General features: G+C 62.6%; 23 protein-coding genes. 13 read left to right on the top strand and 10 right to left on the bottom strand.

The features are described 5' to 3' along the window. Window positions 1-6: 6 nt before the first annotated feature. Together ATN00_RS20585 and ATN00_RS20580 are read left to right on the top strand one after the other, a co-directional pair. Window positions 7-1020, top strand: a complete 1014-nt coding sequence (locus ATN00_RS20585; RefSeq protein ID WP_028056255.1) for a ParB/RepB/Spo0J family partition protein — start codon at window positions 7-9, stop codon at window positions 1018-1020. A 64-nt stretch (window positions 1021-1084) separates the two neighbouring features. After that, window positions 1085-1435, top strand: coding sequence for a hypothetical protein (locus tag ATN00_RS20580; RefSeq protein WP_197413763.1), 351 nt, complete (start codon window positions 1085-1087; stop codon window positions 1433-1435). A 44-nt stretch (window positions 1436-1479) separates the two neighbouring features. Here the strand turns inward: ATN00_RS20580 and ATN00_RS20575 are convergent, their stop codons facing one another. From ATN00_RS20575 to ATN00_RS20565, 3 genes are all read right to left on the bottom strand, one after another. Beyond that, a complete protein-coding gene (locus ATN00_RS20575; RefSeq protein ID WP_013041559.1) occupies window positions 1480-2163 on the bottom strand; it encodes an RES family NAD+ phosphorylase in 684 nt (227 codons plus the stop codon). Continuing rightward, window positions 2163-2561: an MbcA/ParS/Xre antitoxin family protein gene (locus ATN00_RS20570; protein ID WP_007686501.1), complete on the bottom strand. Its 399-nt coding sequence runs from the start codon at window positions 2559-2561 to the stop codon at window positions 2163-2165. The genes ATN00_RS20575 and ATN00_RS20570 overlap by 1 nt, the downstream gene beginning before the upstream one ends. Before the next feature lie 96 nt (window positions 2562-2657). Beyond that, a complete protein-coding gene (locus ATN00_RS20565; protein ID WP_231746508.1) occupies window positions 2658-3521 on the bottom strand; it encodes a hypothetical protein in 864 nt (287 codons plus the stop codon). 125 nt (window positions 3522-3646) lie between these two features. On the opposite strand from ATN00_RS20565, the gene ATN00_RS20560 reads away from it, so the two are divergent. From ATN00_RS20560 to ATN00_RS20550, 3 genes are read left to right on the top strand one after another with little or no spacing between them, the layout of a single operon-like run. Beyond that, window positions 3647-5320, top strand: coding sequence for a Mu transposase C-terminal domain-containing protein (locus ATN00_RS20560; protein ID WP_030540650.1), 1674 nt, complete (start codon window positions 3647-3649; stop codon window positions 5318-5320). Further along, window positions 5317-6153 (top strand): TniB family NTP-binding protein, encoded by an 837-nt coding sequence (locus ATN00_RS20555; RefSeq protein ID WP_030540651.1) that lies wholly within the window; start codon window positions 5317-5319, stop codon window positions 6151-6153. The genes ATN00_RS20560 and ATN00_RS20555 overlap by 4 nt, the downstream gene beginning before the upstream one ends. After that, on the top strand, window positions 6150-7412 hold the full coding sequence (locus ATN00_RS20550) for a TniQ family protein (RefSeq protein ID WP_048575061.1): 1263 nt from the start codon (window positions 6150-6152) through the stop codon (window positions 7410-7412). Before ATN00_RS20555 ends, ATN00_RS20550 begins: the two co-directional genes overlap by 4 nt. 254 nt (window positions 7413-7666) lie before the next feature. On the opposite strand, the gene ATN00_RS20545 is transcribed toward ATN00_RS20550, so the two are convergent. Then, window positions 7667-8872: a MarR family transcriptional regulator gene (locus ATN00_RS20545; protein ID WP_062069231.1), complete on the bottom strand. Its 1206-nt coding sequence runs from the start codon at window positions 8870-8872 to the stop codon at window positions 7667-7669. 121 nt (window positions 8873-8993) lie between these two features. Here ATN00_RS20545 and ATN00_RS20540 point away from each other — a divergent pair, with 121 nt between their 5' ends. Further along, window positions 8994-10016: a site-specific integrase gene (locus ATN00_RS20540; RefSeq protein WP_062069229.1), complete on the top strand. Its 1023-nt coding sequence runs from the start codon at window positions 8994-8996 to the stop codon at window positions 10014-10016. Here ATN00_RS20540 and ATN00_RS20535 read toward each other — a convergent pair. Further along, complete coding sequence (locus tag ATN00_RS20535; RefSeq protein ID WP_006961816.1) at window positions 9983-10849, bottom strand: recombinase family protein; 867 nt, start codon at window positions 10847-10849, stop codon at window positions 9983-9985. The genes ATN00_RS20540 and ATN00_RS20535 overlap by 34 nt on opposite strands. Before the next feature lie 141 nt (window positions 10850-10990). After that, on the bottom strand, window positions 10991-13900 hold the full coding sequence (locus ATN00_RS20530; protein ID WP_021224283.1) for a Tn3 family transposase: 2910 nt from the start codon (window positions 13898-13900) through the stop codon (window positions 10991-10993). 141 nt (window positions 13901-14041) lie between these two features. Between ATN00_RS20530 and ATN00_RS20525 the strand changes: the two genes are divergently transcribed. Continuing rightward, window positions 14042-14359 (top strand): hypothetical protein, encoded by a 318-nt coding sequence (locus tag ATN00_RS20525; RefSeq protein ID WP_197413762.1) that lies wholly within the window; start codon window positions 14042-14044, stop codon window positions 14357-14359. Beyond that, on the top strand, window positions 14356-14805 hold the full coding sequence (locus ATN00_RS20520; RefSeq protein ID WP_062069227.1) for a hypothetical protein: 450 nt from the start codon (window positions 14356-14358) through the stop codon (window positions 14803-14805). Before ATN00_RS20525 ends, ATN00_RS20520 begins: the two co-directional genes overlap by 4 nt. Window positions 14806-14985: 180 nt before the next feature. Here the strand turns inward: ATN00_RS20520 and ATN00_RS20515 are convergent, their stop codons facing one another. After that, window positions 14986-16017, bottom strand: coding sequence for a tyrosine-type recombinase/integrase (locus ATN00_RS20515; RefSeq protein WP_231746507.1), 1032 nt, complete (start codon window positions 16015-16017; stop codon window positions 14986-14988). 153 nt (window positions 16018-16170) lie between these two features. Between ATN00_RS20515 and ATN00_RS20510 the strand changes: the two genes are divergently transcribed. Continuing rightward, window positions 16171-17106, top strand: coding sequence for a helix-turn-helix domain-containing protein (locus ATN00_RS20510; protein WP_062069225.1), 936 nt, complete (start codon window positions 16171-16173; stop codon window positions 17104-17106). Between the two features lie 132 nt (window positions 17107-17238). Here the strand turns inward: ATN00_RS20510 and ATN00_RS20505 are convergent, their stop codons facing one another. Beyond that, on the bottom strand, window positions 17239-17724 hold the full coding sequence (locus ATN00_RS20505) for a restriction endonuclease (protein WP_062069223.1): 486 nt from the start codon (window positions 17722-17724) through the stop codon (window positions 17239-17241). A gap of 330 nt (window positions 17725-18054) precedes the next feature. Here ATN00_RS20505 and ATN00_RS20495 point away from each other — a divergent pair, with 330 nt between their 5' ends. The 4 genes from ATN00_RS20495 to ATN00_RS20480 all read left to right on the top strand — a co-directional run bounded on the left by ATN00_RS20495 (window position 18055) and on the right by ATN00_RS20480 (window position 20827). Next, window positions 18055-18612: a 2'-5' RNA ligase family protein gene (locus tag ATN00_RS20495; RefSeq protein ID WP_156415398.1), complete on the top strand. Its 558-nt coding sequence runs from the start codon at window positions 18055-18057 to the stop codon at window positions 18610-18612. Between the two features lie 209 nt (window positions 18613-18821). Beyond that, a complete protein-coding gene (locus tag ATN00_RS20490; RefSeq protein ID WP_062069214.1) occupies window positions 18822-19388 on the top strand; it encodes a hypothetical protein in 567 nt (188 codons plus the stop codon). 396 nt (window positions 19389-19784) lie between these two features. Continuing rightward, window positions 19785-20456 carry a ParA family protein gene (locus ATN00_RS20485; protein WP_062069211.1) on the top strand — a complete coding sequence of 224 codons (672 nt, stop codon included), beginning with the start codon at window positions 19785-19787 and terminating at the stop codon, window positions 20454-20456. Further along, window positions 20453-20827 (top strand): hypothetical protein, encoded by a 375-nt coding sequence (locus tag ATN00_RS20480; RefSeq protein ID WP_062069208.1) that lies wholly within the window; start codon window positions 20453-20455, stop codon window positions 20825-20827. Before ATN00_RS20485 ends, ATN00_RS20480 begins: the two co-directional genes overlap by 4 nt. A gap of 98 nt (window positions 20828-20925) precedes the next feature. Here ATN00_RS20480 and ATN00_RS20475 read toward each other — a convergent pair whose 3' ends face one another. Both ATN00_RS20475 and ATN00_RS20470 read right to left on the bottom strand, forming a co-directional pair. Beyond that, window positions 20926-21642 (bottom strand): sigma-70 RNA polymerase sigma factor region 4 domain-containing protein, encoded by a 717-nt coding sequence (locus ATN00_RS20475; protein ID WP_062069205.1) that lies wholly within the window; start codon window positions 21640-21642, stop codon window positions 20926-20928. Further along, the gene (locus tag ATN00_RS20470; RefSeq protein WP_180275584.1) at window positions 21639-21938 is read right to left on the bottom strand and encodes a hypothetical protein; all 300 of its coding nucleotides are present in this window, start codon (window positions 21936-21938) and stop codon (window positions 21639-21641) included. Before ATN00_RS20470 ends, ATN00_RS20475 begins: the two co-directional genes overlap by 4 nt. Between the last annotated feature and the right edge of the window lie 63 nt (window positions 21939-22001).

Raw genomic sequence — 22001 nt, 5'->3', positions numbered from 1 at the left:
TGGATGATGAGCAAGAAAAACGCCAACTTCGCGGCTGATCTGGTCGCCGGAATCGACCCGGGGGCGCAAGCCCCAGCGGCGCGGCGCCCTGGCATCGGTGCGAGCGTCCTGGCGGGTCGAGAAAGCCGACTTGCCGAATTGGCGACGGGCAGTGTCGTCTCACGCACCCATGAACTCGTCGATCCGGCACGTTGCCGGATGTGGGTCGGGCACAACCGCGAATATGCGCTCCTCAACGAGGAGCGGTGCGCCGATCTTATCGAGAGCATCAAGGCGCAGGGCAAACAGGAAATGCCCGCCATCGTTCGCCGCGTGAAGGACGACCCTGCCTTCGATTTCGAGGTGATTTGCGGGGCGCGCAGGCATTGGACGATCAGCTGGCTTCGTGCCCATAACTATCCGGATTTCCGCTTCCTCGTCGACATCCGTAGCTTGACGGATGAGGAGGCATTCCGGCTTGCGGACCTCGAGAACCGGGCGCGCGATGATCTTACCGATCTGGAGCGCGCGCGCGATTATTTGCGCGCGCTCGACGCCTATTATGAAGGGCGCCAGAAGGTCATGGCCGAGCGGATCAACGTCACGGAAAGCTGGCTCAGCCGCTATCTCGACCTTGCCCGACTGCCGGCAGAACTGATGGCGGCCTTTGCCATCCCACAGGATCTCAGGATCAAGCATGTCACCGCGATCAAGCCTCTCTTGAAACCGGAGGACCGGCGGCAGCGTGTGTTCGCCGAGGCGGGGCGTCTCGCTCAGGTGCAGTCCGACCGCGCAGCACCGATGCCGGTTCCCGATATCATACGCGCTCTCGCTCTGGCCGCCGATCCCCCCAAGAGGTCAGGATCCCCCAAGAAGTCAGGAAAGCCAGAAACGATCGTGTCCGAAGGGGGGAAACCATTGCTGAAAGTGGAGGCGGTGGATCGTAAGGGTCTCAAGCTCACCCTGCTTCCGCATGCCGGTGGTACGCGGGCTGAAGCGGAGGCCGCGTTGAAAGCCCTGCTCGATCAGCATTGGAGCTAGGACAATCTTCAGCGGTTCTGAGATGTGAGAGTTTTGTCTTCACATGTTGAATATGGACTGCCCAATGACTGCAGCCTTCCAGGATGACATTCGCGAGAATGAGATCATCGCGCCCCGTCGTCTGGCGGAGCGCCTGCGCTTCTCCATGGCGCATTTGGCTCGCGTTGCTCGCCTGGATCCTAAGGCCATGACTCTGTATCCCTCCGCCCCGACCGTGCAGATTAAACTGGAGGAAATAGCCCGAGTTATAACGCGAGCGGCAGAGCTTGCAGGCGAAGAAGGCAAGGCGGTTATCTGGTTCAAGCATCAACCCCTTTCTGGAGTTGGGAAAACGGCTGCGGAATTGGTTGCGAATGGCGATATCGATATCGTCATGGAAGATCTCGATCGTATGGCTGCCGGGGTCTATTCCTGACAGGCGTCACTCAAGGCCGAAAGGTTAGCTTGTCCGCAGGACCTTTAGGCGAATGTCTTCTTCTCGTAGACGGTGACAATCGCCCGGCCATCCCAAACGTAGCACAGGTGCCGCTCCTGTCGGCTGTTGGCGAGTAGGCGAGGGCGGAACACCGCGGCGCACTCGCCGTCGGCGTCGCGCACGCTTTGGTACACGATGCCATCCGAACCTTGCTCACGCAGGTGCCGGCCAAGCGCCTGGCCGGCGGCATAGCTATCCGGGGCGTAGAGAGCAGGGCGTTCATCGCGCAGGCCGCGAATATCGTGGAGCATGGCGTCCAGGTCGACCGCGTAGACGCGCATGTCGAGTTCCTGCGCCGGTTCGTGGGTGTACGCCATGAAGCGGGTTCGGTGATGGCGCGTCTCGGCAACCGCAGTCTCGATGGTGCTGGCAGCGTAGAACAGCCCGAAACTGCCGTCACAGAACCGGCTGCCATCGGGATTTAGGTGGGTGAACGCTGCCATGATCGCCGATGTTCCGGGTCCCGATACGCGGTCCTCCGGTGGGACGAGGGCGAGGTCCCCGACCTCGTCGCGAAGCCGGTCGTTGGTCATCGCCTCGATCGCATAGACCGCTTCCAGGTCGGCCGGATCCGCGACATCCTCAAACAGCGATATGGGCGGGAACCGGCTTGCGACGATCCGGTAGCACGGTTGCCACCGCACTTGCGTCGTCGCAATGGCATCCATCAGCCGCGCTGCGCGTCGATATATTGACGCACCACGTAGAGATCGGCGACATTGCCCGAGGCCATCCGCTCGATCGCCGGGCGTCCGGCGAACAGCGGCGCCTCATTGGGTTTGCGTACCCATTCGTTGGCGGTACGGGGCAGGAGCATCTTCAGCCCCTTGTAGATCCCCATGACATAGGAGATGCGCTCCAGCGCATCCTTGGGAATCGCCGCGACCGCGCCGCGCTTCCAGGTCTGGAAGGTCGAGCGGCTGTCGAGCCCGAGAAGCTTCATCTGCTCGGCTTCCTTGAGGTCCCAGGCGTCGGCAATGCGGAAAAAGGTGCGCAGCGCCGGACCGCTCAGATCCTTGCGGCTGGGCGCTTTGGCGGGGACGCCGGAATGGGCAGTTGTGGCCATTGGCCATCTCCTTCTTTCTCTGTCTATGTATGATATCTGTACATAACGTCAAGAAGAGATCAGTTTTCATACACGCCGAATGCGCGCGATGCCGCGTCAGGGATGGCCAGAACTGCCGGCGAGCAGCCGGTCGATCTCACCCATCGCCGCGTCGAACTCGGCAAGAGCCGCATGGGGGAGGGCGGTAGCCTGGTCCAAAGACGCCGGCTGCCCATCCCTTCCCGGTTCTTCGACGACCAGCAGGGCCTTCCCCTTGACCGTCTCCCGCCGTGCCATGCGCGCCGCCACAAGGGCGTCGCCGATCGCATAGGTGCCGCGCCGACTGATCCCGAACGCCCAGGTGATCTGATCGAGCCCGAGTGGCGCAAAACCAGCGAGCAGGATCCACACCTGCGGTGCCCGCGCGCTCGAGCGCAGGTGCCCCAACTGCTCGCGCATCAGCGCCGCGCGCCGCCGCGCTTGCGCGACCAGCTCGGCAAGCCGGGTCACGCTGCGCTGGAGGCTGCGGGCCGCCAGCATGGCGCGTTCGCCCGGCCAGAGCTGCGGCTGCAGCGTTTGCGCCGTCACCGCGCCGGGGCAGGGGAGGGCGCGGGCCCACGCGCCGGACGCGGTCAGCAGCCGCCCCAGCGCGGCATCGACCGCCCAGAGCGGGGTGCGCGTGGCGGCCTGCTCGATCGCCACCGCGCGGTTCCCAAACGAACGGATTTGCACCGCGCGCTCCAGCGGCGCGAACCGCGGATCGGCGCGCAGCAGCGCGTGCAGGCGGGCCAGACCCGCGAAGGGCAGGGGGGTCTCGTCATCCGCGCCGGCCTGTTTCATTAGCGTGATCGCCCTGCCGATCGCTTCCTCCGCCAGCGCGTCTTCGGCTTGCATCGGGCGGTCGGCCCCGAAGCGAGCGGCCAGAGCGATGGTCTGCGCGGCTGTCAGCCGACAAAATAGGCTACATTTCAATAATATCATGTAATATCAATATATTACATCGGATGCTCTGCGAGTAATTCTGTCTAGGGCAATATACACGTCGCGGTGTTCGACAAAATAAGCTACATTTCGCGGACAGCAAAAATCATTGGGGAGCCCGTTCCGTGATTGAGCGCAAGCCGTCTCCAGCGCCCCGGCGGAGCCTCAAATCGCTTGAGGCGGGATTGGCTCTCTACCCCCATTTCCGGCGACATATATCGCTTTCCGGCCCGGTGACAGCGGCTCAGGTTCAGGCGATTTCCGAGGCAACCGGCCTTAAAGAGCGGCAGATACGGACACTGGCCGCGCGCTTCCGGGTGCATCCGGTCGCGGAAACGCTGGCTCCAAAACCGCGTGGACCCGCTGTTGGATCGCACAGGATCGATCCCGAGGTGAGGGCCGCCATCGAGACGTTGATCGACGAAATTGCGCTCAAGATGGTGCCGCCATCGCGTGCGGAAGCGGCGCGGCAGATTTGGGGCCTGTTGCACGCGGACAACGGAGATCATCGCTTTCCCGCCGATCTGATCCCAAGCGAGAAGACGATCGAGCGGCTTCTGGCTGAGATTCCGAGCCGTGTTTGGGCGAAAGCGACGATGGGATCGAAGACGCGGAGCGCCCATGAACCGCACCCCGGCGAATATGCAAGCGAGGGATTTCTCGACCTGGTTCAGATGGATCACACCAAGGGCGATGTCATCCTGGTCGATAGTCTGCGGCGCGAACAGCTCGGAAGACCGTGGATCACCTTCCTCATCGAAATCTGGACCCGGTCCATTCTTGGTTACTATGTCAGCTTCGGCGACCCCTCGATATTCCGGTGCGGACGGGCGGTTGCGAGCGCTGTGTTGCCCAAAGAGCCGGCCCTCGCCCACCTGGGCGTCGATGTCAGCTATCCGATGCACGGTTTGTTCCGGCGCTTGCATGCCGATCAGGCCAAACCGCATCGCTCCGAAGCCTTCCGGCGCGCCTGCGTCCGCAATGGGATTGGCCCCGATGTGCGGAGGCCCGGGCCGGCCCATCTTGGCGGGCATATCGAGCGGCTGATCGGCACGATGATTGGAAAACTGCGGCTTTTGCCCGGTGCGACCGGATCGAACGTGGCGGCGCGCGACGGCTATGATGCCGAGGCGGACGCGGCGATGACGCTTGTGGAATTCGAGCGCTGGCTGCTGTGCCAGATCGCGATCTATCATCACGCGCCGCATAGCGCGCTGGGCGGCCTGTGTCCGGCCCAGATGTGGGAGCGCGAGGCGGCGAAGCACAGCCCGCTGCTGCCCGTGTCGGTCGATGCGGGCGAACTGTTCCGCCAGTTTCTGCCGTCGAAGTCGCTCACGGTCCATGCCAAGGGTATCCAGATCAGATATCGCCATTACTGGCACCCGATGCTTGCCGCCAGGATCGGCCAAAGGGTCGAGATCAGCTGGGATGAGCGGACGATCCAGCATATCTACGCCGACCTCGACGGCCGCTATGTCGAATTGCCGGTTGTCGGCGACTATCCCGACGTCTGGGAGGCGGATTGGGAGGCCGCCAGGGCAGGAGTGCGGGCGCTAGGCCGGGCCTACCAGGCCGATGGCGGTCGCGCGGCGACGGCGCGGGCGGTGGCCGCCGCCAATCAGGAAATCCACCGCGCCCGCGTTCGCACGAAGGCGGCGCGGCGCCAGGCAAAGCGCCGCGAAGGCGAGGGGACGACGCTCGCGGACCTCCGGTATGGCGAAGCGCCGGAAAAGCCGCCCATTGACTGGAAACCGGTCGCCGAGCTCAGCGAAGACGACTGGTTGCAGGAGCGGACATGAGCGCCGCTGCGACCGCGCCATCGCTGGCGCCCTCCTTCTGGATCGATTTCGAAGAAGCGCGGAACGCGGTCGAGACGATCGTCGATGTCGCGCATGACGATCCCGAGGAACGCCCGACCTGCATCGTGCTCACCGGACAGTCCGGCATGGGCAAAACCTCGATCCTGCGCGAAGCGCAGCGCCGCCTTGCCGAAGCCTTTCCCGAGCCCGCCGATTGGGGCGAGGCGCGCTATCAGCCCGTGCTGCGCACGGTCATTCCCTCGAGTCCGACCTCGCTCAAGATCAACCTCGCCCTGCTCTGGAAACAGGGCTGGCCGATCCGCACGAACACGCACAAAACCGCCGATTTGAAGGTCGTCGACCTGCTGGCCGAACAGGGCACGCGGCTGGTCGCGATCGACAATGTCCATGTGATCCTGACCGCGAGCGGCGTTGCGCGGCGCGATACGCTCGATGCGTTCCGCTTCCTGATGAGCGCGGGCAATGTGCCGCTGGTCGTGGCGGGCCTCGATGTCGCCCGGCAGATCTTCGCCGACGATGTCGAGCTGGCGTACCGCTCAATCATCCTCAAATTGCCGTTATGGGAGCCGGGCGAGCCCGCGCAGCGCCTGATCCGCGCGCTGGCCCGCGGCATGGGGATGGAGGAGCCCGACCATCTCGCCGAACCCGCGTTCGCCGAGCGCATCTGGCGGACCAGCGGCGGGGTCACCGGGAACTTCAAGCGCATCCTGCACTGGTCGGGAAAGGTCGCGCGGCGGCATGACCGCCGGTTCGTGACCCAGGACGATATCACCGAGGCGCTGCAATTGTTTACGCCTTATAGCCCGGAATGAGCGGGCGGGAGATCGAGCCGCTGGCGTTTCGGGTGAGGCCGCTGCCCGAGGAATGTTTCGAATCCTGGCTGCGCCGCCTGGCCGCGCGTCATGAGACCACGCCCAAAGCGCTGTTTCGCCATCTCGGCATCGACGCGGCGCTCGCCGATCGCGACCTGGCCGTGTCGCCCGTACCGGCCACGTCGCGCGTACCGGCCACGTCGCGCGCATCGGCTTGGTTGGCCGCGCCGGCGCCGGCGGTCGCTGGCGTGCCGGACCGCCGCCAGGTGATGGTAGAACGGCTCGCGTGGGCGACGATGGTGCCCGCGAAGGCGATTTCTAGGACGTTCGTCGGCTGTGGGCGCGGCGATCTGTTGCCGCTGACGCTGCGGTCAATCGGCTGCGCCCAGTGCTGGCTTGACTGGCTGGTGTCCGGCGCGCCGTGGCGGATCGAGCGGAGCTGGATCTTGCGCGTGACGACCTTCTGCGACCGTCATGCGCTGTTGCTGACCGATCTTGCGGGGATCAGGGCCCTGGGGCGGACGCAGGCCGCCGAGCGGGCGCTCGCGGCCCGGGTCGCGCGCACGCGCGCGCAAATGGCGCGGTTTGCCTTCGTCAAAACCCGAGTGCTGTGGAACGGGATGATTGCGCGGGAGCAAATCCGCGGCGCCCGCCCCGGTGACCGGGTAGGTTGGGAGCGGTACCGGGCGGCGCTGGTCGGCAACCGCTTCCACTACGCTCCGGTGCGTCATCTGCTGCTGGCGGCGCTCCACAGCAGTGACGGGCTGAAAGCCGGGCGATGGGAGCAAATCTTCCGCTTCGATGCGCAGCCGGCACGCCTGCCGCGAAAGGCGGCTTCCGGCGTCGGACCCCAATTATCGGATCTGGCGGAGGCGATCGCCAGGGTCGGCCTGCGGCAGCTCGACCGCGAGCGTCGCCGGCTCACCATGGTCTGCGAGCAGCTCGAGCAGGCCAAGCGCAATTATCCCCGTGCCCATTTGATGCAGGGGCTGAAGGCTCGCCGCGCGGCGCTGGCGCGCGCGGTACGAGACGCCGCCGCGACGGAGAGCGCGGCGATGTCAGCGCAGCGCCGTGGTTTCCAGGAGGCGCTGTTTTACCTGCAAGCATCGGGGATGGTGGGCGCGGCGATGTCCGCCGGCTGCGCCGAGCCGGCTTGCAGCGCGAATGGCGATCTGTGGCGGGCGCGGCTCGCCGCCTGCTTCGCCGCTCCCAGGTTTCGCATCCTGCTCGATCTGCCGGGTCATGGGCGCGGATGGTAAAGCCGGACGGCGACGGTCGCCCATTGGGCATTTCGCGCGAATTTGCCCTCAGGAGGCCCGTAGGGCGTGGTGGCGGCCTCTGGGCGCCCCCTCCTATCCGAGACCGCCTTTTTGCGCTCCCAGGGGCTTTTGCGCGAACTTTCCTTTGATCGTTCAAAGACAGGTCATGGCCTGAAACGGCGGCGCGAGTCCCGTATCGGGCGCGTCGATTTGAAGTTTCTGCCGGGGTTTCCTATCTTGCCGTGTTGCCGGGGTCATTCGCGCGCCGTCTCCATACGGGCGAGCACGCGCTCGACATCGGCCATGGCCGCGTCGAACGCGGCGGACGTCGCGCCGGAGCTGGTTTCAACGGATCTGCTTTCACCCTCGGCCGCCAGCGTGGCACGGCGCGCGCGGGGCAGGGCGCGGATGATCGTGTGATGTTCGTACGCCGCCCGCTCGGCGAGGCCCGCTTTGACGAGGGCGGCGACGAGATCGCGCACGCCGTTTTTCGAAACGCCAAGGGCCTTCTCGATCTGGAGCGGGCGCAGCGGTCCGAAGCCCGCGAGCAGCCGGTAGAGCAGCGGCGCGCGCGAGGTCGAACGCAGGACGGTCATCGCCTCATGCACTTCGCGCACGCTCGCATGGGCTGCATCGAGCTGGTCGCTCAGCCGCTGCGCAGCTTCGCCGGCGGCCTCGGCCGTGATAATGGCGCGCTCGCGGGACCAGAGCTCGGGTCTGAGCGCCTCGGCGCGCACGGCTCCGGGCAGGGGCAGCGGCCTGGTCGCTGGCGCGCTCCGCGCGATCAGGGCGCCGGCGAGGAGATCGAGCGCCCACAGCGGCGTGGCCGTCCGCGTCTGCTCGAAGGAGACCGGCCCGGCGGGCAGGGGGAGCAGCTGGTAGCTGCGCTCGGTGGGCGCGAAATGCGGCGAGGCGGCCGCGGCCCGATGCAGGCGATCGAGCGCGGCGAGGGGCCAGTCGTCCGCGCGATCGTCGGCGGGCGGCTCGGCGAGCCGCGCCGCTTCCGCTACGGCGAACGCGGGGGCATCGCCGCGCTCGCCTTGCGGGGCGCCCTCGCCGCGATGGAAATGCGCTGCGGCGCGGATTTGGATGGCCGTGTCGGCGAGCGGCGCCCAGGCCGACAGCGAGAGCTCGGCGAGCAGCGTGTCGGCGACCAGCGAGGGCGGGGCTGCGACATGGGCGGTGGCGTCGGGCACGGGCTGGAGGCCGGAAAACCATGCGGAAAACCAGCTGTTCGCGCCGGAAAAGCCGCTACCCGTGAGCGCTTCGACGAGGAGCAGGCGGGCGAGCGCGGCGCAGAATTGATGCGCAACTTGCGCGGGCACATGCGCTAAACGGCCTTGCAGCTGGCCCCAGGTGAGCGCCGCGCGCACCCTTGCCGTCATCAGGTCTTCGATCGGCGCATCTTCGTCCGATCGGAGCGGATGGAATCGGGTCGATGGATCGCAAAAATCGGGCATGTCGCAAGGGTAACCTAAACTGCCTTAACTGCACCATCCCTAGCACGCCCTTTTTTGCACTATCGATAATAGAGTGTTATCGATAGTGACTTCGGCGAAATCGGGGTTATAGTCCCCCGGTATGCGCGCCAAATCCGTCCTGTCGATCGCTGCACAGACAGAGCGTCTGCCCATGCCCAAGCGCTCGGTTTCCGCGGAGATCGTGACGATCCTGGCACCCGGCGAGGCGCCGCTGCCCCAGCGGCGGTCGGGCGCCGCGCAAGATCGCGCGGTCCAGCTCGTCGAGTTGCTTCAGGAGCTGACAGGCGAAGGCGCCAGCCTGGTCGAACTCAACTTCCAGAAGAGCATCGAGGCGCGGGCGCCCGCCAGCATCAAGGCGCTCGCGGTCGATCTCGATTGCTACGCGCGCTTCTCGGCCGAGCGCGGCGGGATCGGCCTGCCCGCCGACGAAGCGCGGCTTGTCGCCTATATTGACTATTGCGAGGCGCGGCGGCTCAAGCCGGCGACCGTGTCCCGGCGCCTGTCCTCGCTGGCGGTGGCCCATCACCTTCTCGACGTTCCATGCCCCGTCGGTGCCGTCGTGGTCCGCGATGCGCTGCGTGGGCTGCGGCGTCGGGCCGGAGTCCGGCAGCGCCAGGCCGGCCCGTTGCGGCTCGGCGAAGGGATCGGGCGGGAAGCCGTCAGGGGGTTCACGCTGTCGGTGCTGCTCGAGGCGTGTGGGCGCGACGTCGCTGGCCTGCGCGACGCGGCGATCCTGTCGCTCGGCTATGATGCGGGTTTGCGCGTATCGGAGCTGGTGGCCGTCGCCGTCGAATTGATGGAAGCGCAAGAGGATGGATCGGGGCTGCTCGAGGTGCCCCACTCGAAAACCGACCAGGAAGGGCAAGGGGCCTGGGTGTGGCTGTCGCCCGACACGATGCGGCGTGTCGCTCTTTGGCGCGAGGCCGCATCAATCCGCGCGGGCGCCTTGTTCCGCCGCGTAGCGGTGATCCGGACCAAACCCCGCGAAGCGCGCCGGGCGCTCGCGATCGAGGATCTGGCCTATCAGGCCCAGTCGGCCCGAAGCTGCGATTTTGGCCATGTTGAAGAACAAAGATTGAACATGGCGATCTACCAGGCTCGCTCTTGTCCTCCAATCTCGTAAACATCGGTCTCGATCGAGCACCTGTAGCTCTCTGCGATGTTGAACATCTCTGTCTGGAGAGATGCGATCTCATCATCGAGGCTGACGCCATCGGCACCCTGATCATAGGCGACGGTCAGCGTGTAATCGCAGTTCCCGGTCTTTTGCATCTGGTAATCCCGCTCCAGCATCGCCTCAATGCGCTCGCGAGCGGGCTTTCTGCCACGACCATGCTTGTTGAAGTTCTCGATGGTCAGATGCAGGGCGATGGTGACAGAAGGCGGCTTTTCCGGCAGCCCGATCCTTGAAGGAATGACGTCAAGCGCCCGATAGACGGTCATTCTTGAGATCTTGAGGTCGCGCGCGACGCTGGCCTTGCTCGCGCCGGCGGTGATCCGGCGTCGGATTTCATCGTCATCGATGTTTTTCTTCCGGCCTTTGTAGACGCCTTCGGCGCGCGCCGCCTCGATCCCGGCGCGCTGCCGGTCCTTGATGAACGTCAGTTCCATGTCCGCGACCATGCCCAGAATGGTGATCACCATCCGCCCCATGCTTCCGGCCGTCGTCACCTCCGGCTCAAGCACCCGCAATGAGGCTCCCTTCTGGTCGAGTTCATGAACCAGATTGAGAACATCGCGTGTGGAGCGACCGAGCCGATCGAGACGCAGGACGACGAGTTCGTCATCGGCGCGCAGGAACTGCATGATCGTCTCAAGCTCCGTGCGTCCAGTGCGCGATGCGCCCGAGCCTGTTTCGGAGCGGAGGATTTCACAGCCCGCTGCCTTCAACCGGGCAACCTGGATGTCGAGATCCTGGTCGATGGTGCTGACGCGGGCGTAGCCGACGCGGGTCATGGGCAAATCCGTCACATTAGGGTGGCTTTGCCCTCGTACAGTAACATTGGTGACGGAACCACCCTTTTGTGACATGTCGTATATGTCACTTCCGATCGTCACGTTCGGGTGTACCCAAATGTTATAGGCCGATCAGCCGCCTCACGCTGCAAGCCGTCCAAAATCAATCCGGTCGTTCAGGTCGAGGTCGAAGCGGCCATAAGGGTTCACATGACTGTAGATCAACGGCGTGAGACCACGATAATCTTCCGGCGTCATCCGCCCCGCCCACTTCGGCTCAACCAGTACGGTCTGAAGCATGCGGGTGTTCACATACACCAGCGACGCTTGCAGGAGGTGTAGCGCCAGAACGGAGATTTCCTGCTCATGGATGCGGTTGGTGGCGATCTCGCCGCCCTTGCCGAAGAACACGAAACCATTAGCGCCGTTCCAGTTCTCAACCACATTCAGCCCTTCGTGGATCTCGCGGCGGAATGCCTCCTGACGCAAATACCGGCATAGGAAGATTGTTTTGACCGCGCGGCCGAGTTCACTCAGCGCCTTGTAGGTCGGGTGCATCACTTCGGCTCTGGCAAACCGGAGCAGGATCGCTTCCGGATCGGCGGTGCGCGATTGCATGGCAGCGGCATATTTGACCATTTCGTCATATTGTTGCTCGATCTCGTCCCAGTCGATCGGGCTGGAGAGGATCGGCAGTAAATTGGAAAGCCGCGTGCGCATGCCGGCTTGGGGAAGGGCCAGTTTCTGGCGTGCCACTGCTTTCAGCCGCGGGGCAAGCTCAAATCCAAGGAGTCGGCAGAACGCAAAGCCGACTGCGCTCTGGCCGTGGCTATCGACGTACTGGCGCTGGATTTCCATGTCGGTGCAATGGCGTAGCACGCCTTCGATCATGGAGGCGACCTCCGAGGAAGAGCACCGCTTGAGCTGGGAATAAACGCAGGTCGCGCGCTTCTCCACATGCCAGTAGATCATGACGCCACGGCCGCCATAGCGGGCGTGCCATTCCGTCATCAGGTTGCGGTCCCACGCGCCGAACTTCGTTGAATCGGACGCGCATGCCGTGCCCGCATCTCCCCATACTGCGGCATTGCGGATTGCCAGTGTCGCGTTTGCTACCCGCGCGCACGCCTCCCTCAGCGCTGGCGCGTGGATGAAACGGCGATGGACATGCAGCAATTCCTCGTAACTGACATCGGGTGTTGCGCCAGCGACCCGCTTGAGCCCGGCGTTCGTGCCCAAGCCATAGAGACACAGCAAAAGACGCTGAGCCAAGGCTGCTTTCGACAGGGTAACCCGCGAGGCCGACGTTTCGAAAGCATCCATCAATCCCGTGTCCAGAGCAGCCTCTTTCAACACGTCCAGCAGTCCGGTCATCGGCCAGCGCTGACCGATCTCGCTTTTGATCGAAGCGAGACCCTTCGGTTCGGGCAAGGGCTTGAACGGTGTAATCGATATCCGGTTGTCGCCGCGCCACAGGAGCCGGACCTTGTCGTTTTGTGGAATATTGGCATTGAGGAGCAACAGTTCCCGTTCAAGCTCCTCCCGGATCGAGGCGCAAAACGCCTGCGCATCTGGCGTCAGGCTGAGGCCGGAATAGTACGCATCTCGCCTGATCTCGAAGTCCTTGGGAAGATCGTCATCGGGATTGCGATAGCGATCCGCCCCGACCACCCAGATTTCTTTGGAGCGGATGCGGTCGCGCAGTTGCGTCAGGACGCAAAGCTCATAGCTGATCCGGTTTACCCGCCCATCGTCATCAATGACGGAACTGCGCCATCGCGCTGGAATCACCTCATCGATCGGAACATCCTGCAATGGCACGAAGCGGCATCCGCCATCCACCTTGCTCCTGATCCAGTCGAGGGCCGCCAGGACCGGCCGCCACACCGCGTTGTTCGACCGGAACTCAAGTACGGAAAGCAGGCTTGGCAGCATGCGCCGGTAATGATTGGCCCAGGAACCACGCATCACCTTGTAGATGCGCCGGTCCAGAGCGCCCTTCGCATGGCTCTCCTTGACGATCGCCGCCAGCTTGGCCTTACCGGCGATCGGGAAAATGACATCGCAGATGCGCCCCGATGGTTCATTGATCGAGGCGCTGGCGATCTCGACCAGCAGGCGCTCCTTTCCATAGACCCGCTCGATGTCTTTCGCGATATCGCCCACCACCTTGCGTTTCGAGCGCGTTCCGATCTTGTGAACGGTTTCGATCAGCAGGTCGATCATCGCGTCAGTGAGTTGCGCCTCCCGCGACATTAGATAAATCGCATAAAGGCCGAGCTGTCGCGCCGGCGCATGCCGGCGCATCTCCGAGGCCTTTTCACCGGCAACGCGGCGAACAATCTGATCGACCCATGGCTTGCCCGTAGCCGTCAGGAGATCATGGGGAAGATCAAGTCTCTGGATAAAGGCGAGTTTCTCGGTCACGTCGAGAATGTTGTCGAGCGTTGCCTGTCCGGCGTCACCCTTCATCCTGTTGAATCCGGTCGAGCTGTCCGGATCGGCAAGCGAGGCTTCCAATAACGCCACCGCATCTGACGAAAGCCGATCACTGGCTCCGATCAGCCAGGTGTCCAGATAATCTTGCCGTTGTGAGCGAACGACACGTTCAAGCTCCTTGCGCGACGGCCCATAAATACGCCGGTCCCGGCACCACAGGAAAACATGCTCAAGCATGGCATTGATCGACTGGCCGCCCGGGCACAGCTCGCCAGCAATCCATTCCGTCAATTGCGCGCGATCCACCCGCTTCATGCGGTGATATCCAAGATGGATCAGGATCTCCGCACAATGCCGTCGTGCTGTCCGACTGGAAAAGTCATAACCGGCTATCTCGCCAGCCTCGACACCGAGTTGCTCGGCCAGATACGAGAGGCCATCGGTAGGGATTGAGCCGGGATCGATCGCGAAAAACCCCAGGGAAGCGAAGAATTTCAGCTGCGCGGCGAGGCCAAGGCGCGTCAGGGCCGGCTTCGAATTTACAAAATCAATATCGGCAAAGCTCAGGCTCCATCGTCCGATCAAATCCCCGCCCGGAATACTCCGATCCATCAACCCACTCCCTATGATGGAGCGAACTGTCCTCTTCTATGATTTCCATCGTCAATACCGAATGCCACGTTCCCAAAACGTTCTCCGACTTGGCCAAAATCGCAGCTTGGGGCCGACTGGGCCAATCTGGGAAATCTGGGTATGGTCCGCGCGCAGGAAGTCGAAGGTTTCGTCGAAGGCCTGTTCAATGGCGAGGAGGAGGCCGGGCTGCCCGAACGCGCCCATGAAGCGGTCACGCATCTCGGGGAAATCAGAGCGATGATGGCGGGCGTCGCCGACCTCATCGAACGCACCAGGGACGAACCTGAGGATCGCAGGCAAATCAAGGAGACGATCAAGCATCTGCGGGTGATGACCGAGATCATGGAGACCGAGATCCATGCCGCGGTTCTGGCCTGCACGCGGGCGCGCGCCCAAGGCCTCCTCGGTATCACTACGCCGTTGGGAACGCGGCATTGAACCAGAATTCAGATGCGGAGCAGCGTCTTCGCGAAAAGCTGCGCAAGATCGAAGACCTGTTCGCCGGCGCTGCCACCGCAGGTGAAAAGGCCGCAGCGGGTGCCGCCGCAGAACGTATCAGGCGCCAGTTCACCGAAACGAGCCGCCGCGAAACGTCGGAAGAGTTCAAGTTCTCGATTCCAGACCCGTGGTCACGACAGCTCTTCACAGCCCTCTGCAGGCGCTATGGCCTCAAGCCGTTCCGCTATTCACGCATGCACCGGCAGACGGTAATCGTCCATGCGCCCGTCAGTTTCATCAATCAGGTCCTGTGGCCCGAGTTCGAGGAGCTCAGCGAGGCCCTCTCCGCCCATCTCCTCGAGATCACCAATCGGATCATCCGCGAGGAGGTCTATGCGACGCCCGGAGAGGCTGATGAAATTGCCGAGCCAGCACGGCTACGATAGCGAAAATCCTTGACTGATCGCTTAGGGTGTCATTTCGCCCCCTACCGGAACTGACCCGAATGATAGATGGGCTGGATACCGCTTGAAACCGACGGCTGCAACCGGCGCCAATTTGACGAAAGTCGGCGCGTGCGAGCTATCGCGGCCCCATCCCCGATCCCGCCCAGGACACCTGTCCTTCTACAAGAATCCCGCACCAGCGTGGTCATCGAAACGCTCAGCCGAGCGGACGTAGCCGAGCAGAACTTTGAGCGACTTGTGCCGCGACACCTCCTGCATCTTAGCGAGCGAGGCGCGGGTGCGCGCCGCCTCGGTCAAAAACCCGGCGCGCAGCGAATGCCCGGCGATCGTCTCGGGATCAAGGCCCTGTAGGGTGGCGTAGCGCTTGACCAGGCGCGCCACCGAGCGATCGGACATCGCCGCCATCGTGAACTCACCCTGGGTGCCCACGCGGGTAAATAGCGGCCCGGGCGCCCCGCCCCGGATCTGCAACCAGGCATTGAGATGGGCAACGGGGCGGAGCACTTCGCCTACCGGCACGGCGATGGTAGCCCCCCCGCCTTCCTGATCGGTCTTGGAATGGCGCACGAAGACGGTAAGCCCCTGGTCGACCAGCTGGATGTCGGCGAGCTGGAGCGCGACGAGCTCGGACCGGCGCAGCGCGGCGGCAAGGCCCAGCGCCAGGATCGCCCGGTCGCGCACCGCACGAGTGTTCAACCCGTCTGCCTTGGCGATCATGCCCGCCAGATCCTTCGCGCCGATCGCCGCCTTCTTCCGGGTCGGTCGTGCGCGCTGCTCGCGGCGGATGCCCGAAAGGGTATCGGCGATCAACTGGTGGGTGTCGCGGGCGCTCGGGGGCGGCAAACCGTCGTGATGATGCCGCCAGGTGATCGCCGCGAGATGGCGGGTGACGGTGCTGTCGGCGCGGCCCGCGCGGGCGAGCGACGCCAGATAGGTGGCGACGACCTCGGGGAGCGCGGGAAGCGGTTCGAGCCCCCTGCCCCAGCACCAGTCCTGGAACTGGTGCCAGTCGCTGGCATAGGCGCGCAGGGTGTTGGCGCTGCGCGCCCGCAGGCGATAGGCCCGGGCGGCCTCAACTTCCGCGGCGAGTTCGGGGGCGCAAGCTGGCGAGAGGTCGCCGGCCGCGACCAGCATGTTCGTTGTGCTCGTCCTTTCTGCCCGCCCTGCCCCGTCGCCGATCTTCTTGTCCACCCGCCCGCTCCGTGCTGTCCGTTCGTGCTTTCACCCGGAAAACCTGCCGCGTTGTAGCCCGATCTATCCTGTCCGTGAAGGGTACTTATCGGACAGTGTACCCAGCCTCATAGCTGAGTTTACCTTTTTGGCATTTCCTATACTCTCGGTCCAATGACCACCTCACCCGCTTCCTGGCAACTCACCCTCGCCCGCATCGAAGGCGCGCTGCCCTTGCTTACCCGAACGGAAGCCACCCTTCTCGCCCGTCGCTCGCTGCGCCGCCTGTGGGCGCACCATGTCCGCGCTTATCCTTTTGAAAACCTTGGCCCCGATCACGATCCTGGCCCGGATGCCGCCGAGCTGGTCCGCACCCACCACACCGCCGAGCGCGATGCATTCTGCTCGTGGATCGCGCGCCGCGCCGCCCCGCCACTCGCCGAAGCCGCCACTAGCGTGCTCACCGCCAAGGGCGTTCCCGAAACCTTTGAGAGCACCTACGAAGCCGCCGATAGCGCGCTCGACCGGCTCGAGGCGCTGCTGCCGGCCGAGGATCCGCTCGGCGCACTAGTCGCGCTCGTCACGCAGTTACGCGAGCAGGAAACCGCCTTCCTCGAGGGCGGCTCGGAGACGTACATCACCGCCGGCCGCACCTTCAGCCGCTCGCCCCCGCGCGGCGGCGCCTGGGCCGCAGCGCTCGCGGTCGCGCTACGCCCGCAGCTGTTCGCCCTGGGTGCAGCGCCGCTTGCGCTTGCCGGCGTTGCCCCGCGAGAAGCCTTCAGCAGTTTCCGCGAACGCTCCATCCCCACGATTCTTGCCGAGGCGCTGCGCACCGGCGCCGCTGCCGTCCGCACCGACATTATCGGTGCCCGCGCCGCGGTAGACCTCGGCAAGGCGCGGCTCGCTGGCACCAACCGTTCGTCGCGGGCCCGCGATGCCTGGCTGCTGCTCGCCGGGCTCGGCCCCCTCACCCGCGCCGAGATGGCCCGCGCTCTGGGTGTCACCAAACGCACCGCCTCGCAGGCCGCCACGACACTCGAAGACGCCGGGCTAATCGCGGCTGCCGGACGGCACGAAGGCCTTCGCATAGTGGCCCTGCGTGAAAGTTGAGCCGGGCGTAGCGTGCGCCCTATCGTCCGGCCGTCAAACCGGGGCATCGCTGAATCTGGTCGTAAAGGTACGCTGGCGAGCCGCTGGCGGTGGCTATCGCCTGTTTGTCTTCATCCCTGCTAGGTTAGGCGACTAGAGGTTTTCGTGGCGGGCACTCCCACGTGATTTTTTAGCTAGCGCGGCGCTGATACGAAAAGCAAGGTCAGGATCGGTGGCGGGGTCTTGGGCGATAGCCTTCAGATCCTTGTGAAGCACGACCTTGATGACCTCTTCGTCCTTGTTGATTTTTCTCAGCAAAGATTTGGCGCCTTTACGCAAATCTTCAGCAGTGGACACAATTACTCCGGTCGCATTCGCGTGGTAAAGGTCCCCGGCTCGCTTGGTCGCCACCCAGAGCCTATCGATCGCTGCCATGGGGACTCGCCCATCTTCGCGCAAGAACTTGGCCTCGCTGACGGTCACTTCGCCTGTCTCCCTATGGCGATGGATACCATCATCGCCACCATCGTTGCTCGGCCCTCGGACCTTCAACTGGTCGGGATCACGCTCGATCAGAGAGTGGGCTATCGCCTCTAGGTCGGCATTTTGCGGATCATAAGCTGGATCTGTCGTTTTCATTAGGCCCCCGAGGTCATGACCCTAAAGGTGGCCACGCATACCCGCCAGATCAAGGTGCCCTCGGCATACCGAAATTGGCAATCGAACATCGAGAAACGGGAAAGACCGAGGCGACGGCGAACACATGAAATGCGCCGGACCCTGCTGGCGGTCGCGGCCAGGTGCCAGACCAACGCCGACACCCCCTGACGAAAAACCCTGCCACCGGCATTGTCGGACACTTTCACAATCCGACATTGAGTTTCGGACATTCCAGGGGATAACAGGACCGCGCAATTCCGTGCGCGCCGGAGTTTGGGCGGAACCACGTGACGACTGTATGGGATTCATGTGGTTTTCGACACCAGACCGGGTATTGAACGCGCTATGCTCTTCGGCATCAATCTTCGCGCCAGTGGGGACGCCACACCTTATTGGGAACTCGTCGAGCGTGCTGCTGCATTAGAGGACGAGCCCACAATTGAGGCCCTTGAGTATCCGCCGCACATTACGCTCGCCAAATATGCCGATGCTAACCCTCAAGAGCTTCAGGCTGTTGTTACCGATCTGTCGGCTATGCGGCCCTTGAAGATATCTTTTGATCGTATTGGGGCGTTCGATCCGGGGTTCTTGATCCTGTGGGCGTCTCCAAAACCGCACGAAGGTCTGCTGGACCTGCATAATCAAGTGCACACCCGCATTGATCCGGGTCGATGCAAGCCGCCATACCGTCCAGACAATTGGACACCTCATTGCTCGATTGCGTTGCGAGTAGCTGACCACCACCGCGAGGCCGCAAATCGGATGGTGGTAGCCGATTTCACTCCATTCGTGCTGACATTCGACGTGGTAGACTGCGTATCCTCGCCGCCGATTTCGGTCATCGCGGAACGCGCACTGATCGGATAACAGGTGAAATACGTTCGGGGAGCTTTTGACTTAACCCATCACTCGCCCGCCAGCCCGCGTCGCAATGGTGTGAATTGGTCGGCAGGCGATCCTGCGTGAGCGTCAGCTATGCCACACGCCTGTTTCAAGCGCCACATTCGCCTATCGCCCCCCTCTCCTGTCGGCTCGGGCGTTGATTATGGCAGCTGCCTCAACCATGTCCTTGGTGTATGAACAAGCCCCAGCTTACGCCTGAGCAGCACCTGAAAGGTCAGCACCATCGACTGATGATGAGCGCCCTGGATTTTCGTCATGCTTTAAGTGCGGCGACATTCTTGATGCAGGACGTCGATTGGGAAATAGGCCGATGCACGCAGGAAGATCGGCGCCGGTTCAAGTGCTACGAAACGTCGATGGTCGTTTCCTACGGTCGGCCATTTTCAACGGCGCGCGGCATGGCAGCGCCATTCAACTGGAAGCATTTGGGGCGAGAGTTCGCAATGTCTGCCGGGGAAACGAGCCTGCACGAGATGCTGCTCGAGGCTCGCAATAAAACCTATGCGCATTCCGACGGCGATCACAGCGACATCACTGCTGCGATCTGGCGAACTGACCTTGGTGAGGGCAGGACTTTCGATTTCCTGTCGGTTGAGGGCGGCGAACTGCTTCTCTTCGACCAAGCACAAGTGCGCGCCATTCATGCATTTCTTTGGAGAGTGAGGAATCACGTAGATAGGGCCGTTCAGCGTCATCCTGCCCCAAGGGATGGCCTACCCGTTCATCTGATCGAAGTTTGATGGCTAAATACTGGTGCGGAGCCACCAGCCCTAGCTGCAGCGAGGCAGTCTAACGCTTAGCATTGGGTGCGATTGCTGAATTTTTGCATTGGAGGGCGCGCCTTTGATACGTACCCCCTCCCCTGCCCTGTTATGTGGCGTTCCGGCAGCCAGCTTCCTTTTGGGTGCCGCATGCCCGTCAATTCGCTGTCGTTTGCCAACCGCTTTATATCGGTATCGGATACGTTTATTTATGGTATACCTTTACGATACCGCTATTAGATATATCCCCATTATCCGCTATGGGTTGACAATCCTAATTGTGAACCGCTAGGAAATGTCCGGCAGCCGATTGCGCATGCAATGTGCGTCGATCACCAATCAAAGCGTAAGGTCTATAAAACGTAAGGTCTATATATGCCCGTCATTTCGATTATGACCACGAAAGGTGGAGCGGGGAAAACTACTGCTACACTTCTCTTGGGTACCGGATTAGCTGAGCAAGGCGCAGACGTTTGCCTGATCGATGCCGATCCGAATCAACCCTTGGTCCGATGGGCCGAGGAAGCGAACCTCCCGTCGAATCTATCGGTTGTCGGGAGCGTGACCGAGGAAAACATCATTGAGACGATCGAGGAGCAGTCCGCCAAGGTTAGTTTTGTCATAGTCGACCTTGAAGGTTCCGCGAACCTTTCAAGCGGATATGCAATCAGTAGCAGCGACCTTATTTTGATCCCGCTCCAGGCATCCAAATTAGATGCGAACGAAGCGGCCAAAACGCTGAAATTCATTCTGAGGCAGTCGAAAACCACCAACAAAAACATCCCGGCTAGAGTGCTATGGAGTAGGGCGCCAGCAGCGTATCAGACACGCAGCGGTCGAGATATGGGTACGCAGTTCGAGGAGGCGGGTATTTCGTTCCTCAACACCCGGGTAGTGGAGCGAGAGGCATTCAAAGGCGTTGTAAATTTCGGCGCTACACTTGCTGACCTTACAGATGAACAGGTCCCGGGGCTAGATAAGGCTCGTGTCAATGCTGCTGCATTAGTAAAAGAAATTATTGAGGTATTGAGGGAGGCGCGCAAATGACTTCGGGAAAGATCAGCCTCGACCTTGATGAATTCAAGCCTCAGCCGGTCAAGATTGACGCGGATTCACGGGCTCAGATCAAGGAAGCCTCCGATAACGCGGGATTTACCGGCCGCCATGCGGTCGCCAAGACTAAGCCAGCATCTCTGCCGGTAAGCGCAGAGCAGGGTGGGGCCAGTGAAGTAAAGCGTCGCGGCCGAAAGCGGACGACGGGTCGGGATGTGCCTTTCACCGTCAAATTGCGACGCGATACAAACAATCAGATTTATGAACTCGCCGATCAACTGGAATGTGGCGCAATCGCTGAGGTGATTGAAATGGCCTTGCAAGCGCTGACGGAAAAAATCGCACGAGGTGAGCCAACCCGTTGAATGCAAACCCTTGGATGATAATGAGGCACCGGCATATCATGAGCACGAAAGGGTATGTTCAAACGCAACTCGTTTCGCCACGCTTGAGCTTATATTTCTTATCGGCTTTCCACCCAACGTTCATAAGCAAACGCCATGGCAGGCATGGCGATAACTGAAGCTAGCAGCCCTACAAATCCACCAAACTCGGCGCCAGCGACTATAGCCGCGGCTCCGGCAGGCAGCACGAAAGCCCGCCCAGCGCCGATAAGCCCATCGACACAGCTTGCACGATGGACAGAGTCAGGTTCTTGAGCGTGGAGGATCGGAGACGGTGTCCATGTCCGCATCGGCGCCGCGACCTTTTGTGTCTTAGGTTTTCGAGGTTTCTTAACCTTGCTCTTCTTCGCCGCGGCCACCGGCAATCCCCGAGCGTCATTAATGCGGTCCACGAACCGGCTATTAGTGATCTCGAGGTCGGGCATGCTCCAGCCTCGCGGTAGCGGATAGGCAGGGTCAGCTATCAGTTCCGGTTCAGCCGCATCGATATACTTTGCTGCTATCCGCATCCGCCGTAAGGCTTCTCGGCGCATCATATCAATGCGTGTTCTAGTGATTCCGAAGCCGTCAGCGATTTCAGCAGCACCGGATTGCGGGACGCCGATTCCGTAACTGAGGCGGATCAACCGCTCCAGACGCGGTGATAAGGTACGCAGTAAGGTGGTCACGAGCTGGCGCCGTTCGAGATCCTCGTGCGGGGAGGGGGCAGCCTCAACAAGTGCTTCTGCTAACACTGCCACAAGATCGCTGTCGAGAAGATCGGCCGAGCGGGTCATATGAGCACCCCGACGATGGTGAGCAGGAAGGCCAGCGATCCCGCTATGATCTTACCAGCGGCCATGGCCTTGGCTGCCGTTCCGTAGCGTACATGGCTCCATGTACGGTCGATACCCGAGACGATTCCAAGGGAGCCATCGACGAGCAGGATCGAGCCCATGACGTAAAGCAGGATGGCAATTGCCTTGACCAGGCCGAGGAGGGACAAAGCACCGAGCGCGAACAGGGCGCCGATGGTGATTGTGGCGTAAGCCTGAAGTTTGGAGGCAAGGTCGAACAGGCCGAGGAGGCGCAAGGGGCTCCTCCAGGGCAGGGGATAGCGCAGCAGGACCATGGGACGGCGGCACTGACGGCATCC

Source organism: Sphingobium baderi (genome assembly GCF_001456115.1).
Taxonomy (GTDB): Bacteria; Pseudomonadota; Alphaproteobacteria; order Sphingomonadales; family Sphingomonadaceae; genus Sphingobium; species Sphingobium baderi_A.
The sequence above is the reverse complement of the archived record's forward strand: the minus strand, read 5'-3'. Positions and strand labels throughout refer to the sequence as shown.

Coding starts and splice junctions, on each gene's coding strand:
- ATN00_RS20475 (WP_062069205.1), bottom strand. CDS start 21,642: ATGACCCGCTCGGCCGATCTTCTCGACAGCGATCTTGTGGCAGTGTTA.
- ATN00_RS20570 (WP_007686501.1), bottom strand. CDS start 2,561: ATGGCCACAACTGCCCATTCCGGCGTCCCCGCCAAAGCGCCCAGCCGC.
- ATN00_RS20550 (WP_048575061.1), top strand. CDS start 6,150: ATGAGCGGGCGGGAGATCGAGCCGCTGGCGTTTCGGGTGAGGCCGCTG.
- ATN00_RS20485 (WP_062069211.1), top strand. CDS start 19,785: ATGCCCGTCATTTCGATTATGACCACGAAAGGTGGAGCGGGGAAAACT.
- ATN00_RS20490 (WP_062069214.1), top strand. CDS start 18,822: ATGAACAAGCCCCAGCTTACGCCTGAGCAGCACCTGAAAGGTCAGCAC.
- ATN00_RS20545 (WP_062069231.1), bottom strand. CDS start 8,872: ATGCCCGATTTTTGCGATCCATCGACCCGATTCCATCCGCTCCGATCG.
- ATN00_RS20575 (WP_013041559.1), bottom strand. CDS start 2,163: ATGGATGCCATTGCGACGACGCAAGTGCGGTGGCAACCGTGCTACCGG.
- ATN00_RS20580 (WP_197413763.1), top strand. CDS start 1,085: ATGACTGCAGCCTTCCAGGATGACATTCGCGAGAATGAGATCATCGCG.
- ATN00_RS20535 (WP_006961816.1), bottom strand. CDS start 10,849: ATGACCCGCGTCGGCTACGCCCGCGTCAGCACCATCGACCAGGATCTC.
- ATN00_RS20540 (WP_062069229.1), top strand. CDS start 8,994: ATGCGCGCCAAATCCGTCCTGTCGATCGCTGCACAGACAGAGCGTCTG.
- ATN00_RS20480 (WP_062069208.1), top strand. CDS start 20,453: ATGACTTCGGGAAAGATCAGCCTCGACCTTGATGAATTCAAGCCTCAG.
- ATN00_RS20505 (WP_062069223.1), bottom strand. CDS start 17,724: ATGAAAACGACAGATCCAGCTTATGATCCGCAAAATGCCGACCTAGAG.
- ATN00_RS20525 (WP_197413762.1), top strand. CDS start 14,042: ATGGTCCGCGCGCAGGAAGTCGAAGGTTTCGTCGAAGGCCTGTTCAAT.
- ATN00_RS20510 (WP_062069225.1), top strand. CDS start 16,171: ATGACCACCTCACCCGCTTCCTGGCAACTCACCCTCGCCCGCATCGAA.
- ATN00_RS20555 (WP_030540651.1), top strand. CDS start 5,317: ATGAGCGCCGCTGCGACCGCGCCATCGCTGGCGCCCTCCTTCTGGATC.
- ATN00_RS20585 (WP_028056255.1), top strand. CDS start 7: ATGAGCAAGAAAAACGCCAACTTCGCGGCTGATCTGGTCGCCGGAATC.
- ATN00_RS20530 (WP_021224283.1), bottom strand. CDS start 13,900: ATGGATCGGAGTATTCCGGGCGGGGATTTGATCGGACGATGGAGCCTG.
- ATN00_RS20565 (WP_231746508.1), bottom strand. CDS start 3,521: ATGATATTATTGAAATGTAGCCTATTTTGTCGGCTGACAGCCGCGCAG.